The 16,186-nt window shown below is 40.2% G+C and carries 16 protein-coding genes; 12 read left to right on the top strand and 4 right to left on the bottom strand.

From position 1 onward, the window contains the following. Positions 1 to 46: 46 nt before the first annotated feature. Positions 47 to 1,792, top strand: coding sequence for an ABC transporter ATP-binding protein (locus CL176_RS03280; RefSeq protein ID WP_118990043.1), 1,746 nt, complete (start codon positions 47 to 49; stop codon positions 1,790 to 1,792). Beyond that, complete coding sequence (locus tag CL176_RS03285; RefSeq protein ID WP_240430577.1) at positions 1,704 to 3,509, top strand: ABC transporter ATP-binding protein; 1,806 nt, start codon at positions 1,704 to 1,706, stop codon at positions 3,507 to 3,509. The genes CL176_RS03280 and CL176_RS03285 overlap by 89 nt, the downstream gene beginning before the upstream one ends. Before the next feature lie 214 nt (positions 3,510 to 3,723). Here the strand turns inward: CL176_RS03285 and CL176_RS03290 are convergent, their stop codons facing one another. After that, entirely contained in the window at positions 3,724 to 4,782 is a 1,059-nt protein-coding gene (locus CL176_RS03290) for an IS30 family transposase (protein ID WP_118990045.1), read from the bottom strand. A 295-nt stretch (positions 4,783 to 5,077) separates the two neighbouring features. Here CL176_RS03290 and CL176_RS12580 point away from each other — a divergent pair, with 295 nt between their 5' ends. The 6 genes from CL176_RS12580 (at position 5,078) to CL176_RS03315 (ending at position 9,894) form a co-directional block, all read left to right on the top strand. Continuing rightward, entirely contained in the window at positions 5,078 to 5,617 is a 540-nt protein-coding gene (locus CL176_RS12580) for an ATP-binding cassette domain-containing protein (RefSeq protein WP_240430578.1), read from the top strand. Beyond that, positions 5,614 to 5,784 carry a hypothetical protein gene (locus CL176_RS12585; RefSeq protein ID WP_240430579.1) on the top strand — a complete coding sequence of 57 codons (171 nt, stop codon included), beginning with the start codon at positions 5,614 to 5,616 and terminating at the stop codon, positions 5,782 to 5,784. Before CL176_RS12580 ends, CL176_RS12585 begins: the two co-directional genes overlap by 4 nt. Positions 5,785 to 6,175: 391 nt before the next feature. After that, the gene (locus CL176_RS03300) at positions 6,176 to 6,985 is read left to right on the top strand and encodes a metal ABC transporter ATP-binding protein (protein WP_118990046.1); all 810 of its coding nucleotides are present in this window, start codon (positions 6,176 to 6,178) and stop codon (positions 6,983 to 6,985) included. Continuing rightward, positions 6,985 to 7,905, top strand: coding sequence for a metal ABC transporter permease (locus CL176_RS03305; RefSeq protein WP_118990047.1), 921 nt, complete (start codon positions 6,985 to 6,987; stop codon positions 7,903 to 7,905). Before CL176_RS03300 ends, CL176_RS03305 begins: the two co-directional genes overlap by 1 nt. Further along, positions 7,905 to 8,810 carry a metal ABC transporter permease gene (locus CL176_RS03310; RefSeq protein WP_118990048.1) on the top strand — a complete coding sequence of 302 codons (906 nt, stop codon included), beginning with the start codon at positions 7,905 to 7,907 and terminating at the stop codon, positions 8,808 to 8,810. The genes CL176_RS03305 and CL176_RS03310 overlap by 1 nt, the downstream gene beginning before the upstream one ends. Positions 8,811 to 8,958: 148 nt before the next feature. Then, on the top strand, positions 8,959 to 9,894 hold the full coding sequence (locus tag CL176_RS03315; RefSeq protein ID WP_118990049.1) for a metal ABC transporter solute-binding protein, Zn/Mn family: 936 nt from the start codon (positions 8,959 to 8,961) through the stop codon (positions 9,892 to 9,894). Positions 9,895 to 10,202: 308 nt separating this feature from the next. On the opposite strand, the gene CL176_RS03320 is transcribed toward CL176_RS03315, so the two are convergent. After that, positions 10,203 to 11,621 carry an ISNCY family transposase gene (locus CL176_RS03320; RefSeq protein WP_118989613.1) on the bottom strand — a complete coding sequence of 473 codons (1,419 nt, stop codon included), beginning with the start codon at positions 11,619 to 11,621 and terminating at the stop codon, positions 10,203 to 10,205. Positions 11,622 to 11,895: 274 nt separating this feature from the next. Here CL176_RS03320 and infC point away from each other — a divergent pair, with 274 nt between their 5' ends. Genes infC through rplT form a run of 3 tightly spaced genes read left to right on the top strand, consistent with a single transcriptional unit; the run spans position 11,896 to position 13,082 of the window. After that, the gene (gene infC, locus CL176_RS03325; RefSeq protein ID WP_118990050.1) at positions 11,896 to 12,468 is read left to right on the top strand and encodes a translation initiation factor IF-3; all 573 of its coding nucleotides are present in this window, start codon (positions 11,896 to 11,898) and stop codon (positions 12,466 to 12,468) included. A 33-nt stretch (positions 12,469 to 12,501) separates the two neighbouring features. Continuing rightward, positions 12,502 to 12,696, top strand: a complete 195-nt coding sequence (rpmI, locus tag CL176_RS03330) for a 50S ribosomal protein L35 (RefSeq protein WP_118990051.1) — start codon at positions 12,502 to 12,504, stop codon at positions 12,694 to 12,696. Positions 12,697 to 12,722: 26 nt separating this feature from the next. After that, on the top strand, positions 12,723 to 13,082 hold the full coding sequence (gene rplT / locus CL176_RS03335; RefSeq protein WP_118990052.1) for a 50S ribosomal protein L20: 360 nt from the start codon (positions 12,723 to 12,725) through the stop codon (positions 13,080 to 13,082). A gap of 65 nt (positions 13,083 to 13,147) precedes the next feature. On the opposite strand, the gene CL176_RS03340 is transcribed toward rplT, so the two are convergent. Both CL176_RS03340 and CL176_RS03345 read right to left on the bottom strand, forming a co-directional pair. Then, the gene (locus CL176_RS03340; protein ID WP_118990053.1) at positions 13,148 to 14,290 is read right to left on the bottom strand and encodes a glycosyltransferase family 4 protein; all 1,143 of its coding nucleotides are present in this window, start codon (positions 14,288 to 14,290) and stop codon (positions 13,148 to 13,150) included. Between the two features lie 170 nt (positions 14,291 to 14,460). Next, entirely contained in the window at positions 14,461 to 15,165 is a 705-nt protein-coding gene (locus CL176_RS03345) for a DsbA family protein (RefSeq protein ID WP_118990054.1), read from the bottom strand. Positions 15,166 to 15,357: 192 nt separating this feature from the next. Between CL176_RS03345 and CL176_RS03350 the strand changes: the two genes are divergently transcribed. Further along, positions 15,358 to 16,185 carry an NAD kinase gene (locus CL176_RS03350; protein WP_118990055.1) on the top strand — a complete coding sequence of 276 codons (828 nt, stop codon included), beginning with the start codon at positions 15,358 to 15,360 and terminating at the stop codon, positions 16,183 to 16,185. Position 16,186: the final 1 nt, after the last annotated feature.

A 16,186-nucleotide genomic window follows, 5' to 3' on the forward strand; every position in this document is an offset into this window, starting at 1 on the left:
AAATTGATGACAGGGAAATTTTGTCAAAAATTAAGGAGGTTTGATGATGGATGGGTACAAGAGACTTTTATCTTATGCACCGGAGAAAAAAAGGGAACTTGTTTTAGCCATTTTCTTTACGGGACTCTCAGCAATTGCTCAGGTTTTTTCTTATTTTTATATTTGGAAGTTTTTAGAAGCACTATTAGCCTCAAATAATTTGCAAGAAGCAATGCAGTATGCTGTAGTAGTGATTGTCTTACTAATAACATACATCTTTTTATATTTTATAGGCGTCGCTCTGTCTCATATATTAGGATTTAGGGTAGAGACAAATTTAAGAAAGAAATCAGCATTGAATGTAGTTGACGGTTCATTTCATTTTTTTGATAATCATTCATCTGGAGAGGTGAATAAAATTATCAATGAAAATGCGAGTAATACGCATTCGATCATTGCACATATGATTCCTGATATTACTTCCGCAATTATTGCACCCATACTCTTAATTATTGTTGCTACCAACATTGACATTACTTTTGGGGTTCTTCTATTTTTAGCATTGATATTTGCATTTATTTGTCTTAAAGGGATGATGAGTGATTCTTCGTTTATGGAAGCATATCTCAAAGTTCTTGAAAGACTCAATGGCGAGACAGTTGAATATGTACGAGGCATGCAAGTGGTTAAAATTTTTGGTGCCAGTGTATATACTTTTAAGAGTTTCTATGAAGCAATCAAGGAATATTCTAATCTGACTTACCAACATGCCATCAATTGTAAACACCCTTATGTTAGTTTTCAAACGATACTCAATCTCTACATCAGTTTTACAATTCCTTACGGAATTTATACATTAACTCGAGGTTCTGAACCTTTAGAAATCGCAGCAAAGGTCATTTTCTTTGCGATTATTGGAGGTGTTATTTTTACATCAATGACAAAAATCATGTATGTCGGATCAGACATGTTTATGGCAAAAGAAGCTGTAGATAAGATGGAAAATCTATTTGAAGAAATGGAAGAAAAAAAGATTTCTCACAGCACCTATGAAGATCTGCAAAATACAAATATTGAGTTTAAAGATGTTACATTTTCTTATGAAAATGCACCTGTGATAGAAAATCTATCCTTTAAACTTGAAGGTGGAAAATCTTATGCTTTAATTGGGGGGTCAGGATCAGGTAAGTCCACGATAGCTAAGTTGATTGGAGGATTCTACAAAGTCGATTCAGGTCAGGTCCTCATCGGAGATAAGCTATTAGAATCATATAGCGAAGAATTTCTCAATAACAAAATCGCGATGGTTTTTCAGAATGCACAACTTTTCGATTTGACAGTATTTGAAAATGTTAAGTTAGCACGGCCAGAAGCAAGTGACCAAGAAGTCATGCAAGCGCTAAAAGATGCGTCTTGCCGAGATATTATTGATAAACTCCCTCAAGGTGTTCATACGATGTTGGGAACTGAAGGAGTGAGCCTTTCTGGGGGAGAAACACAAAGAATTGCGATCGCTAGAGCGATCCTAAAGGATGCGGATATCGTTATTTTAGACGAGGCTTCTGCAGCAGCCGATGCGGATAATGAATATAAGATACAACAAGCTTTTGCTAAATTGATGGAAGGAAAAACCGTAATTATGATTGCCCATCGATTGACTTCGATCCGAAATGTCGATGAAATTCTCGTGATGAGCCAAGGCCAAATTATCGAAAGAGGAGACCATGAAACGCTCATGGCTGCAGATAGTAAGTATAAAGAATTTCAAGAAATGTATGCCAAAGCAAATGAATGGAGGGTTAAGAGTGATTAAAAGATTTATGGACCGATACCAGTTAACGGAAGAGGGCGCTAAAGGACTTAGACGATCCTCTATCGCTTCATTCTTCAAATACTTAGCCTTTATGGCGCCTATTATTATCATTATGTATTTTGTTCAAGGTCTCTTATATCAAAACTTAAAATCTGTTCATTTTTATATCATTGGAATTCTACTGACAGGGATTATCATGTATATTATTATTGAGCGACAATATGAAGCAACTTATAAAGAAACGTATCAAGAGGCAAGTAATTTAAGGATAGAGATTGCCGAAATCTTACGAGAATTACCTCTATCTTATTATAGTCGGCACAATTTATCTGATGTAGCGCAAACGATTATGCAAGATGTTTCAGATATTGAACATGCCTTAAGTCACGCACTCCCAGATTTTCATGGATTTATCCCATATTTGCTGATTGTATCAGTGCTATTACTATTGGGAGATTTTAAACTGGGTTTATGTGTCGTGATTCCAATGCTTGTTGGTATGATACTTTTTTATCTCTCTAAGTCCATGCAGGAAAAAGCAACAGGAAAATTCTATTTAGTGAATCGAGAAAATACTGAAAAATTCCAAAAAGCGATTGATCTTAATCAAGAGATTCGAGCCTACGGACTTAAAAATGATGTCGGACATGACTTAGTTGAGTTTCAAGATGTAAGAGAAAATGAACAAATTAAATCAGAATTATCTCAAGCATTACCTTTACAACTTTCTCAAATTATAGTCGTTTTATCACTAGGTATGACCATTTATTTTGGTAGCCAGCTATATATAGATGGAGAGACAAATTTAGTGATGCTGTTAGGATACATTCTAGCTGCAGTCAAGTTAATCAATGGATTACAAAGTCTTTATATGAATATCTCTGAAGTTATTTATATTGATTCAAGAGTAAAGAGAATAAAATCCATTAAGCAAGAACCTTTACAAACAGGTAAAGAGGATATTACTTTAGATTCCTTTGATATCGAGTTTAAAAATGTTAGTTTTTCTTATTATGAAGGACAGGGCCTCATCAAGGATTTAACATTTACAGCTCAGCAAGATCAAGTAACCTCAATTATTGGGCCTTCGGGATGTGGTAAGACGACAGTATTAAGGTTAGTATCTCGTCTCTATGACTATGATTCAGGATCAATAACCATAGGAGGCGTTGATATTAAGGCTATAGCAACCGAAACCCTATTTAATTATATATCCATGGTCTTTCAAGATGTGATTTTATTTAACAAAAGTGTCCTAGAAAATATTAGGGTAGGGAGACCAGATGCGAGTGATGAGGAGGTCATTCAGGCTGCTAAATTAGCAAATTGTCAAGACTTTGTTGATAGACTGGACGGCGGTTATGATACTTATATTGGTGAAAATGGTGCGAAATTATCCGGAGGAGAAAGACAAAGAATATCCATTGCCAGAGCATTTTTAAAAGACGCACCCATTATATTATTGGATGAGATTTCCTCATCTTTAGATGTCATCAATGAAATGAAAGTCCAGGAATCATTGAATAAGCTCATAGAAGATAAAACAGTATTGATTGTTTCTCATAGACTGAAATCAATTGAAAAAACAGACAAGATTGTCGTTTTAAATAATGGTAGGGTAGATTCTATTGGAGATCATGATTCCTTGATGAAAGATTCAGAATTATACCAAGATTTGGTAGAAAAATCTCAGTTAGCTGAAGATTTTGAATATTAATTAATAATATTTAAGGAGAAAAATTTTCGTAAATTTCAAGTTTAAGTTAGCCACTTTGTTAAAACTAAAGACCTACATGTGAATTATTTGCACTTGGTTGTTCGGCTTTACAATGAGCGTCGGTCTGGTAGGCTCTTGGCCAAAGCTGGCTAACCTAGCTTTCACCAGCCTTTAAGCCAGCCCGGCGGAGGCTCGTTGTCAAGGCGAACAGATTTTAAGCTGCAGCACCTTCTTGACGAAAAGCTTTTAAAAAGCAATCGCAAGGGCTTTGATAGTTCAAGATCTTTCGTGGGTAGCGATTCATCCATTGTTGAATGCGCAAAATCTGCTGATCACAAATTTCCGATATTTTTTGACCTTTCGGCAGAAATCGCCGGATGAATTTATGCTGATGCTCGCTCGTCCCTCTTTCATAAGAAGCAAATGGGTGCGTAAAGTAGGCGAATACTGTCTCTTGGAGGGCTTCTTGTAAGGAAGCAAACTCGGTTCCATTATCTGCTGTGACTGTTTTAAATAGACGAGTGTAGTCATCGCCACAGCGCTCTCTGAGCTGGGACACTGCTAAACAAACAGTTTTGGAAGTCTTACCCGGCAACTTAAGGAGAACTTCAAAACGAGTCATTCTCTCGACTAAGGTTAATAAGACTTCGTCCCCTTTAGTTTTTTGTCCGATAACCGTGTCAATTTCCCAGTGACCGAAATGAGCACGAGATTCAACTTCTTCAGGTCGCTCGTCAATTGAATTTCCTAAAATCCGCTTATTTTCCTTAGCTGACCGTTTCTTTTGACGAGGTTTACGAGAGAGTTTCTCCAGTAAGTCCATATTTTTAGTGCGCATAATGCCACTATCTATCCAATTATAGAGAGTAGTCGTGCTAGGAATCAGTTTTGGGTCAAATAGCTCTTGTCGCTTAGCAAAACCAACGACCACATCAGGGGACCAATGATCTTCGAGCATTTTTTCATCTGCCGATTTAGGACGTCTTCCACAATTTAAACGCTGGTTATCATAAGCCGCCTGAGCCTTATCAGCATCATAAACAGTGTAGTAATAAACATGCTCTTTACCGTTCTGGACTTGTTTTTTCTTTTGTTTAACAGTCTCTCGCTTGATTTCATTATGAATGGTTTGGGGCGCCCGATTAAGACTAGCTGTGATAGCTCGATTTGAATAGTTTTCTTGTTTAAGAATAGCAATCTGGCAACGTTCTTGATAAGAAAGATGTGTCCCTTTTTTAGTAGCTGTGTTATCATGAATTTGCGTTACGTGAATTCATCCTTATCTATTGAGAGTTGTGGTAACTTCAATATAGCATGAAATTCACTTGATGTTCTTTATTTTGGGTGGCTAAGTTGATTATAGAATCCACCGATATTTATAGGTTATTTGCTAGTATCGATTAAACTAAAGGACTTACTGGATATTTCGAATGAAGTTATACTAGAGGCCCTCCACATTGAACCGAAAATTGAGAAAATTCGCTAAATTAACACCACCCCTATACAAGAGGGGAAGGCTGTGGATTTACAGTCTTTTGATATTCAGTTAGAGGGCATTAATTTTGCCTATGATGGCAAGAACAAATATCATTCAGGATGTATCTTTTACGGCTCAGATGGGTCAGGTTACAGCCATTGTTGGGCCGTCTGGTCGTAGCAAGACAACCTTGTTGAAGCTCATCTCCAGGCTTTATGATTATGACTCTGGGAAGATTTTAATTGATGGGTATGATATTAAAGATATCTCTACGGATTCACTTTTCGCCAAGATTTCAATGGTCTTCCAAGACGTGAGCCTATTTAATAACTCGGTGCTTGAGAATATCTGTATCGGTAGGCCAGATGCCACAGATGAAGAGGTCAGAGAAGCTGCGAGAATGGCTGGTTGTGAGGAATTTGTCTTGGAACTTGACCAAGGCTATGACCCGTTTATCGGGGAAGAGGGGGTTGAACTTTCTGGCGGGGAAAGGCAATGGATTTCCATAGCAAGAGCTTTCTTGAAAGACGCGCCAATTCTTCTTTTGGATGAACTCTCCTCAAACTTAGATGTGATAAATGAGACAAAGATTCAGAATAGTTTGAATCAGCTGGGGCTAATAAGACAGTGATTATCATTTCTCACCGATTAAAGTCGATTGAGAATGTCAATAAGATTGTAGTCATGAATGAGGGCCGAATTGATCAGATGGGTAGTCATGCATACTTGCTCGAGGAGAGTGAGTTATATAAGGCTTTGCTTGAGAAATCCAGACTGGCGGAAGAGTTTCTTTATTAAAAATAATGAGTCAATGATTGATATAGTATAGATAATTAATCGCCACTAGGATGAGGTTGCTTAATATCTGCTAACTATTCACTAGCGATGTTAAGTTAATTAAGATGCAAAAATAGTATTCTACAAAGCAGGGTAGCACTTTCAGAATTCTGGTTTACATCGGCTTATTGCTGCTTAATTAATCAAGGACAGGTCTATATTTTTGCTAGTAGAATCTTCACTTCACAAATTAGGGAACCTTCATATGAAGTTCGAAATATATCTTGAATTCGCATCCTTTGGTTGACCTAAATATTATTTTAGGGTACACTAACTTTGGTATTATAAACTTTATAAAGTTGCTTCATGTTAGATATATGTGGCCGATTAAGAAAGGATACGTGAGGAGAAGATGACAGAAAGTATTCAAGTTAAGCATCTGACCGTTGCTTACGAAGGGAATCCCGTTTTATGGGATGTGAATGTGCATTTTAATTCTGGGAGAATAACAGCCATTGTTGGTCCGAATGGGGCAGGAAAATCAACATTATTAAATGCTATGCTCGGCTTTTTGAAACCGATTAGTGGCGAAGTGGATTTTAATGTTAAAGGGCAGCAGAATGTCTCCTATGATAAAGTCAAGCAAGAAGTTGCTTACGTCCCCCAAAAATCAAGTGTCGACTGGAATTTCCCGACGACGGCTTTTGATGTCGTGTTAATGGGACGCTACGGTCATTTACGGTTCGCTCAAAGACCACGCAAAGAGGATAAGAAAATTGCCCGTTTGAATTTAGAGAAAGTCGGCATGTCAAGTTTCGCTAATCGACAAATTTCTCAGCTTTCGGGCGGCCAACGCCAACGCGTCTTCCTCGCTCGAGCGCTTTGTGAAGAAGCAGAAATTATCATTCTTGACGAACCTTTGGCTGGAGTAGACATTAAAACTGAGAAGGTTCTGATGGACCTCCTTCGCCAAGAAGCAAACCGAGGTAAGACTGTTATTGCCGTGCACCATGACTTAAATACGGTAGAAGAGTATTTCGATGATGTTATATTCCTTAATCGTGAGATAGTCACGTTCGGTTCAGTCGATACGACCTTTACCCAAGAAAACATTGACGAGACTTATAAGCAAGACCGAAATCTCGGCGATTCAATTGTTGCTAAGACAGAGGCCAGTGATGCGTATGATCAAACTAAAGCCAGAAAGGTTGCGGGTCGCTAATGGATACAGTTATTAGAGTACTTCAAGACCATACCTTTCAAACAGTAGCCTTAGGTACTGGAGCCTTAGGTCTTCTTAGTGGAGTTTTAGGGGTCTTTTTAACACTTAGACGGCAAAGTTTGTTGGGGGATGCCTTGGGGCATGCGGCCTTACCGGGAATAGTTCTGGTTTTCATATTCATTCTCGAGCGAAATATGGGGTTTTTACTTTTGGGAGCTACGATTTCAGGTTTAATTGCTACTTGGTTGATAAATTGGATGAGTGATCATGAATCAGTTGTCAAACAAGATTCGGCCCTAGCTATTGTTCTATCAACTTTCTTCGGGCTAGGAACAGCGCTTTTGACCTATGTGCAGAAGATTCCAACAGCAGCCCAAGCTGGTTTAGATAAATTTATCTTTGGACAGGCCAGTGGCATGTTACGAAGTGATGTGCAGACGATTGTCATCACAGGCATTATCATTATTGCTCTGATTGTGGTTTTCTGGAAAGAATTTAAGTTAATTACCTTCGACCAGGCTTTTGCTCAGACTTTACCAGGTAAATATCACCGATTTGCTTATTTATTGTCGTTGTTAACGGTTATTACAATTGTGCTCGGCTTAGAAGCAGTAGGCGTGGTGTTAATTAGTGCCCTGCTTGTTAATCCAGCAATCGCTGCCCGTCAATGGTCTAACCAAATGTCAGTTGTGGTTGTTTTATCTGGGATTTTCGGTTTAATTTCTGGCGTGGTAGGTGCCTTTATTTCCTCTTTAGGAACAGAAATACCAACTGGTGCAACAATTGTGGTTGTTGCTACAATCATTACTGTAATCAGTCTATTCTTTGCGCCGCGTCGGGGTGTAATTGCCACCCAAATTAATCGCTCGCGCAAGCAACAAGCCTTAAAAGAACAAATGAGACGGGAGGTTGCTGACTAATGAACCTATTATTTGATATTACCTTGGTTGGGATAGCAGTATCGCTATCTTGTGCCATTGTTGGTGTGTTCTTAGTGCTTAGGGGGTCCACCATGGTTTCGGATGCGATTACGCATACGGTGCTTTTGGGGATTGTGCTAGGATTCTTCGTAACACATGACTTGGACTCGCCGCTTCTGATGGTCGGGGCAACCTTAATTGGAGTCTTCACCGTCTGGCTCATCGAAGCCTTGCGCAGTACCGGTTTAGTCGATCAGGATGCGGCGATTGGAATCGTCTTTCCTTTATTATTCTCGATTGCGATTATTCTAATTACCCGTTATGCAGGCGATGTTCACTTGGATGTGGATGCGGTCTTTACTGGCGAGTTAGGTTTTACGGTTTTTGAACGAGTGCGGTGGAATGGAATGGACTTGGGGCCAACGGCCTTCTGGCGTTCAATGATTATCTTCGTTATTAATTCACTTTTCATTGCAATCTTCTATAAGGAATTGAAGGTATCAACCTTTGACCCAAATTATGCCAAATCACTCGGTTTTTCTACGATTGCGATTCATTACGGCTTGATGACCCTAGTGTCGCTTACGTCAGTGGGTGCCTTTGAATCAGTTGGTTCGATTTTAGTCGTTGGCTTTATGGTAGGGCCAGCTTTAATTGGATATCTACTGGCGGATAAATTAGGGCACGTTATTACGATTAGCCTGATTGCGGCCGTCTTCAATAGTATTGTTGGTGTACGGATTGCTTATTCGATGGACTTGTCCTATGCTGGTGTGATCGCAGTAGTGACAGGGATTGTCGTCTTTATCGCTTTCTTGTTCTCACCGAAAAAGGGTGCATTAAGAAATTTAGTCAATCGTAAACGTCGACAGAATGCTTTGGAAGAAGAGGCACATCAATTATAAAAGTTACTTGAGCAGAAATATCTGCTCATTTTTTTGATTTTTTTGTCTAATTAGGTTGACCTAAACAAAGTTTTAGGGTAGACTAATATCATAGCTGAGTGAGCGCGAGTTCATCAGAAATAAATTACAGAAAGTAGGAATCTTTACGATGAAGAAATTTTTCGTGAAACTTTTCCTTGTCTTGGCAACCGTTGTTAATGTATTTGGCGGTTTAACTGTTCAAGCGCAAGAAGACGGTAAGTTAAATGTGGTAATTACAACAACACACTTAGCTGATATGGCTCAAGATATTGGTGGAGAACATGTAAATGTTACAGGCTTAATGGGACCAGGGGTAGACCCGCATGGATATGAGCCAACCCCATCTGACATTGATGCATTAAACAATGCAGATTTAATTGGATACAATGGACTTCACTTAGAAGCGATGTTCACGGATGTATTCGAATCAATGGAAAAATCAGGCGCAAACATCTTCTCATTAGATGAAGCTATTACAGAAGATCAAATCCTTGATTATAAATATGAAGGAAAAGACCTTGAAGACGATCCACATATTTGGTTCGACATCCAAATTTGGGATCAAGCAGCGAAATTAGTAGCTGACGAATTTGCGGCTTTAGACCCAGATAACGCAGACTACTACCAAGCAAATTATGAAGACTATTCTAAACGTTTGGAAGAATTAGACCAATACGTGAAAGATAAAGTTGCAGAATTACCAGAAGAAGATCGTATCTTAATTACAGCCCATGACGCATTCTCTTACTTCGGTGAGAAGTATGATTTCCGTGTTGAAGGTATTCAAGGAATCAATACTCAAACAGAAGCAGGTACTGGAGACATCTCCATTACTGCTGACTTAGTTATCGAGGAAGAGGTGCCAGCTGTATTTATCGAATCTTCCGTATCTGACCGTAACGTTCAAGCACTTATTGAAGCCGTTGAGGCACGCGGTGGAAGCTTAGGAATTGGTGGCGAGTTATTCTCAGACGCCATGGGTACAGATGAAGAGAACGCTGGTAACTACTTCGATTGCTACAAGACAAACGTCGATACAATTGTAGAAGGCCTCAAAAAATAATTTGTCAGTCATAATTCCTATTCTTTAACTGAATAGACTCCTCTTATAATACGACTGAGGAAGAACGCCAAGTTTATTTGAACTTGGCGTTTTTTTCTGGGTTTGCTTATGTATGGTCAGGATATTTGCCTCTATAGTTGACATATTTTTCCAAAAATGTAAAAATCTTCTGTCAAGCACAAATGAAAATGTCCCGATTTTTTGTTTTTTAACGTGCAAAGAAAGGGAGTAAAAAACTACCGCGCTTCGCTTGGTTGCTTCGCAATAAAGGGCGATACAAAGAGCGCATCGCCCTTCATCACGAAGGATCAAGATGTCACTTCAACTAGCTCTTTTTTCTTTATGTATTCTTGTTTCTTTAGATATTGTTGATAAGATTGAGCTTTCCACGGATGCGACATGGGTGGAATGTGTGGCTTCGGTTTAGGTTGAGCTTCCTGAATATCCAGTGTTTTAGACACAGCTTGGTGTGACGGCATTTCAATCAGCTCAAAGAGTTGATTTTTATGAGAGACAAAGAGTTGTTGATTACGAGTGCTAATAACCATGACTTTCGTTTTTCTTGGCAAATAGACTTGCTGCCCATGCTGGTCGTAAAGATGATAGACTTGGTTGTTGTATCGAACGGTATGACCAGAGTGAATGACACGTAGGGCAAATTTAGCGAGGATCTGATTGAGATTTGTGTCTGCTGATAGTTTTTCAAAGGCATTTATGCTATCTTTAATGGGGTGAGCGAATTTTTGATTAAACTGCGGGAGGTAGTCCCTTAGAAACTGATTCGCTTCATCCATATTGCGGATACCACTTAACCGCATTTCTTGAAGTAAGCGGTTTTGAAATGTACCGAAAAGACGTTCAATACGTCCTTTAGCTTGGGGGACTGAGGTCGCTTCCAGTTCAATTCCGAGTGTCTGGCAAGCATATCCGTATTGAGTGAGGGCCTGCTCTTCAAGAGCAGCGCCCTTTTTTGGTGCGTGGGCCCCTGAGAAGATACTGCGATAATCCGTCAAAATGCGATGAGGAATACCGTAGTGGGTCAGGAATTGATGTGAGACTTGGTAATAGCCTTCAAGCGTCTCCTGTGCCGCGAAATAAGCGCCTACGACCGTGCCAGTGGCATCATCAATGGCGGCATGGAGGTAGTAATCGTTCTCATCCGCCTCAAACCATGGATGCTGTGAGGCATCCATTTGAAGCAGTTCCCCAGCATATTTGCATCGAGGACGACTCGGGTGTGCTTTTGAGTTTTCAACGATTTGAACCCCCTGTAAGGTATCTTTTTCGTGATGGGTTAAGCCTTTCTTGTCCGCTTTGTCTTCGAGCTCTTTAGCGACACGCCGTTTAGTTCGACGGGTAGCCAGAGGCGAGACAATGTGCACTTCCTTCAAGATATTTCTCAGCGAGCTTTCAGAGAGGTGTTCCCCCTCAACTTCTTGAAGTTTTTCATGGAAGTGCGTGAAGTTAAAGTCATAGTATTTCGAGCGATAGAGCTGAACAATTCGTTTTCGAGTATGACGGTCAATGGTTGTAGAAGGTTTGCGGTTGGCATTCTTGTGTCTGAAGCCTTTTCGCCCCTCTTGTTTGTATTTAAGAATCAATCGATTGATCTGTCGTCTGGATAAGTTTAATTCCACTTCAGCACGAGCTTTGGATTTCCGTCCATTGACGACGGCCTTGATGATATTATATTTATGTTTCTCATTCATGTTAAGATAATCCTCCATTGAGATCCCTCCTTAGCTTTACTATACACTAAAGTGGGACATTTTCATTTACGTTCACTTGAGACATTATCATTTGTGGATGAAATATTTTTCCAAAAATGTAAAAATCTTCTTGCATCGAACGTAAAGCTGTGATATAGTTATGTCCGTTGAGAAAACAAGTAGAAACACGCCGTTTCTCGCCATGTGGCTCGTGTTACCTGGCAAATATTAGTAAGATACGATTCTTGAACAAGGTAGAGTACGTATGTAAACTGATGGAAGTGGCGAGTTTATGGGATATAAACTGGCTTTTTTATTTGTGCTCAAACTACTTTGGAGGTGGAGAGTTATCGTTAAAGAATTACCGATCAATGAACAAATCCGTGCACGGGAAGTCCGTGTGATTGGAGATGACGGTGAACAACTTGGTGTCAAGTCAATCGATGATGCACTTACACTAGCGGGGTCTTTTGACTTAGATTTAGTCTTGGTTTCACCCAATGCCAAACCGCCCGTTGCAAGAGTTATGGATTATGGTAAATATCGCTATGAAATGCAAAAGAAAGAAAAGGAACAACGTCGTAATCAGAAAACGATTAACGTCAAAGAGGTTCGTCTAAGTCCGTCGATTGAAGATCATGATTACCAAACGAAACTACGCCAAGCCATTAAATTCTTGGAAAAAGGCGATAAAGTGAAAGCGAGCATTCGTTTCCGTGGTCGTGCGATTACGCATAAGGATCTTGGCCGAGATGTACTCGAAGACTTTATTGATGATACGAGTGATGTTGCAACGGTTGAGACGAAGCCTAAGATGGAAGGACGTAGCATGTTCACCATCCTAGCACCAAAGTCTGACGACTAATAACACATATTATTACTTAGGAGGATTACTACAATGCCAAAACAAAAATCTCATCGTGGTTTATCAAAACGCGTTAAAAGAACGGGATCTGGAAAGTTAAAACGCTCTAGAGCTTTTACAAGTCACCGTATGCACGGTAAGACTAAGAAACAGCGTCGTCAATTGCGAAAAGCTGCCTTAGTTCACAAGACAGACCAACAACGCATTGACCAATTAGTTTCAAAATAAGCAATTAACTAGAGGAGGAATCATACATGGCACGTGTTAAAGGTGGATATGTCACACGTCAACGTCGTAAACGTACAATTAAATTAGCAAAAGGTTATTACGGAGCGAAAAGTATTTCATACAAGATGGCTAAACAACAAGTCATGAAATCTTACACATATGCTTTCCGTGACCGCAAACAAACGAAACGTAACTTCCGGCGTTTATGGATTACGCGTATCAATGCAGCTGCTCGCCAAAACGGCATCAGCTACAGCCAATTAATGAACGGCTTGAAGAAAGCAAACATCGACATCAACCGTAAGATGTTAGCGGATATCGCTTTAAACGATAGCAATGCCTTTACAGCTTTAGTTGACCAAGCAAAAGAAGCTTTGGCTAACTAATTGAAGATATTGATATAATAGAAAGCTCAGCAAACCTATTGAGGATTTGCTGAGCTTTTCTGCGGTTAAGCATAAAAGGATTTACGGTGATTCGCTTCTGTTTGTTCAATCGTCTCAAGATAGAAGGTTTCTAGTTGCTTAGCAGCAGCTTGCCAAGTCATTCCTTGTACGCGTTTCAAGGCATTGGCTTGGATGCTTTGCATGGCATCAGGCTGATCTAAGTATCTTAAAGACTGGAGGAGACTGTCTAAATTACGGTTCTGGAATGTTAGTCCAGATTCAAGCGGGGTCAATTGCTCTAAGGTTGGGCCACTTTCTGCGGCAATGACCGGAGTACCTGAGGCCATCGCTTCTGAGATGACGAGACCGAAGGTTTCCGAGACAGATGGGAAGATAAATGCGTCGCCTACCGCAAAGGCTTGCCCAAGCGCCTCACCTTCAAGAAAGCCAAGAAACTGTGTCGGCGTTCCGGCAAAGTACTGCTCCAATTCAGCTCGGGCCGGTCCATCGCCAACAATTGCTAGGGCAATATCGTTGCGGTGTTCGAAGATTCCCCTCAGCTGATCAATTCCTTTCTCGTAAGCCAATCTCCCGACATAGACTAGCAAATGCTTGTATTGCCCCTTGTGAGTTAGCTTTTGATACAGGGCTTCATCATAATATTCCGGGGATCGGTGTGAGAAGTCAATCCCTGCTTGCCAGACTTCGGCTTCAGGAATCCCTTGGCTATTTAGAATGTCAGCGAGATCTTGAGAGACAGTGATGACTTTGTCAGCTTTTTGGTAGCAGTAGCGCGTATAGTCCCAAAGTAAATTCTCCAGGAAAGGGAGCTTGTAATACGTCAAGTAGTCGGTTAGATGGGTATGGTAAGAAGCAAGAATCGGAATCCCCAATTGCTTGCCGTAATGCAAGCCAGACACGCCAAGCAGTGTTGGATGTACCGCATGAATGATGTCCGGCTGAAAACTGAGCAACTCTTTCTTTACCCGTGGGCTAGGCAAGCCCCAAGGCCTTGAAGCATACAGGGGTGTATAAATCGTCGGCATCCCGATAACTCGGACTCCTTTGTAAATATCTAGCCCCATATCCGGAGTAATCACGCATAGTTCATGGCCAAGCATCTGCAATTGTTCAACCATATGGCTTAATCGGGTGCATATCCCGTCAGTAGCTGGGTAGAATGTTTCAGTAATCAGTGCAATCCGCATAATTTACCTCCTAAATCTATTTCCATAGCTTAAGCCTAACAAACGAGTGTAAGTTTAGTGTAAATAAATTGTAAATTTAATGCAAAAAAAGTCCAGTCAGTGAGCATCTTAGCTCAAACTAACTGGACTTTTCTAAATCAAGCAGAATTTCATCGGTCAATAATCCCATGTTATCCATGATCCCGCATTAAGCTGATAACTTTCGCGCATTGGTGCCGGACATTTCTACGCATAGACCGCTCACTAATCTTCTGATATTGCTTCATAATGAGCTGGTCGATTTCCTTCATGATGTTCTCGGTTGTGATTGCATTATGAAGAACAATCCCATCTTCACCCGATTGGTGTTCAAAGATGACCAGTGCAGGAGTTTTAAGGACATTCATCTCTTGCGCGATGCGTTGATCCTTCATATATAAATCGCGTGTAAAGTCAGAGGATAGGTCCTCTGCAAACATCGCTTTGTCTATACCAATCGCTTCAGCCAGCTGCATGACAGCATCCCTGGTGAAGTGGTCGATTTTATTTGCATAGGTTTCTTGCATTAATGATAGAAACTCTCTGCCTTTACGCTTTCCCTGGAGACTTGCTGCCTTATAGGCAAGCGAAGCCAAATAAACTCTCTCATAAAGTTCATTGCGTGTGTCTAAATCATTCTTCGGAACATTTAGTTGTTCAATAAAATCATCTACCAAAGCTTGGTGATAGAAGGGGAGGATGTGGACATCGACTTTCGATGAAATCAAATCTACCGTTTCAAATAATTCACGCTCACACTGGTAGCATTTATTGCCCAGTGGATTTACAAACAAATAAAATTCAAAAAAATTTGGAATCCCATTACATTTGTATTCGACTTGATACTGTGACACCATCGAATTTCAACCTCCTAACTTGTATATATCCTACCACTCATGGAAAGGAAATGCCAATAGATTGCTCTATATTTGCATTTTTTTGGTGGAATTAATTTCTAATAAATTAATGAATCGCACAAGAACGATGTGAAAATATTAAATTTACTGTATAATAAGGAACGAGAAAATGAAGTGAGAAGGAGCCTTAAGATGACGAAACGTGTATTGATTTATGCCAATGAGCTCGAACGTTCTAAGCAAATTAAAGAAGATCTACTTGCTAAATTAGCTGATACAGCTATTGAAGTAGTGGATGAACATACGGTCCCCGATTACATTGTATCCATCGGCGGAGACGGGACTTTACTTTCGGCTTTTCATACCTTTAAACATTACCTTAATGCGGCCAGCTTTATTGGGATTCATACCGGACATTTAGGCTTTTATACGGACTGGCTTGATACGGAATTGGATGAGGTTGTTGCAGGGATTGAGCGTGCGGATGGCGAGTCGACGAGTTATCCACTTCTTGAAGTGGTCGTTCATTACGAAGATGGGAAGAGTCAACGGAAGTTGGCCTTAAATGAATTGGCTTTGCGCACGCCTTCAGGCACGGTTGTGTGTGATGTGTATATTAAAGATTACTTCTTTGAAACGACTCGGGGGGACGGTATTTGTGTGGCCACGCCGACAGGATCCACAGGTTTGAATAAATCACATGGTGGGGGGATTATTCATCCGCGCTTGGATGCGATTCAATTAACCGAGATGGGCTCGATTAATAACCGTGTATACCGCTCAATTGGTTCCCCCGTGATTATTCCTCGAGATGAATGGATTGTGCTCTGCCCGAAAGATACAGATAGTGTGGTGTATAGTATTGATAATATGAGTTTCCATGAAGATAATATTAAGGAAATGCGGGTGCAAGTTGCCTCTGAGCGGATTCGCTTTGCTAGCTTTCGCCATATGCATTTCTGGGATCGGGTGGAGAATGCCTTTATCGGGGCAAAGCGACAAGACAAAAAGAGAGATTGAT

This window comes from Suicoccus acidiformans (assembly GCF_003546865.1).
Taxonomy (GTDB): Bacteria; Bacillota; Bacilli; order Lactobacillales; family Aerococcaceae; genus Suicoccus; species Suicoccus acidiformans.

Coding starts and splice junctions, on each gene's coding strand:
- CL176_RS03280 (WP_118990043.1), top strand. CDS start 47: ATGGATGGGTACAAGAGACTTTTATCTTATGCACCGGAGAAAAAAAGG.
- CL176_RS03285 (WP_240430577.1), top strand. CDS start 1,704: ATGAAACGCTCATGGCTGCAGATAGTAAGTATAAAGAATTTCAAGAAA.
- CL176_RS12580 (WP_240430578.1), top strand. CDS start 5,078: ATGATGGCAAGAACAAATATCATTCAGGATGTATCTTTTACGGCTCAG.
- CL176_RS03300 (WP_118990046.1), top strand. CDS start 6,176: ATGACAGAAAGTATTCAAGTTAAGCATCTGACCGTTGCTTACGAAGGG.
- CL176_RS03305 (WP_118990047.1), top strand. CDS start 6,985: ATGGATACAGTTATTAGAGTACTTCAAGACCATACCTTTCAAACAGTA.
- CL176_RS03310 (WP_118990048.1), top strand. CDS start 7,905: ATGAACCTATTATTTGATATTACCTTGGTTGGGATAGCAGTATCGCTA.
- CL176_RS03315 (WP_118990049.1), top strand. CDS start 8,959: ATGAAGAAATTTTTCGTGAAACTTTTCCTTGTCTTGGCAACCGTTGTT.
- CL176_RS03320 (WP_118989613.1), bottom strand. CDS start 11,621: ATGGAGGATTATCTTAACATGAATGAGAAACATAAATATAATATCATC.
- infC (WP_118990050.1), top strand. CDS start 11,896: ATGGGATATAAACTGGCTTTTTTATTTGTGCTCAAACTACTTTGGAGG.
- rpmI (WP_118990051.1), top strand. CDS start 12,502: ATGCCAAAACAAAAATCTCATCGTGGTTTATCAAAACGCGTTAAAAGA.
- rplT (WP_118990052.1), top strand. CDS start 12,723: ATGGCACGTGTTAAAGGTGGATATGTCACACGTCAACGTCGTAAACGT.
- CL176_RS03340 (WP_118990053.1), bottom strand. CDS start 14,290: ATGCGGATTGCACTGATTACTGAAACATTCTACCCAGCTACTGACGGG.
- CL176_RS03345 (WP_118990054.1), bottom strand. CDS start 15,165: ATGGTGTCACAGTATCAAGTCGAATACAAATGTAATGGGATTCCAAAT.
- CL176_RS03350 (WP_118990055.1), top strand. CDS start 15,358: ATGACGAAACGTGTATTGATTTATGCCAATGAGCTCGAACGTTCTAAG.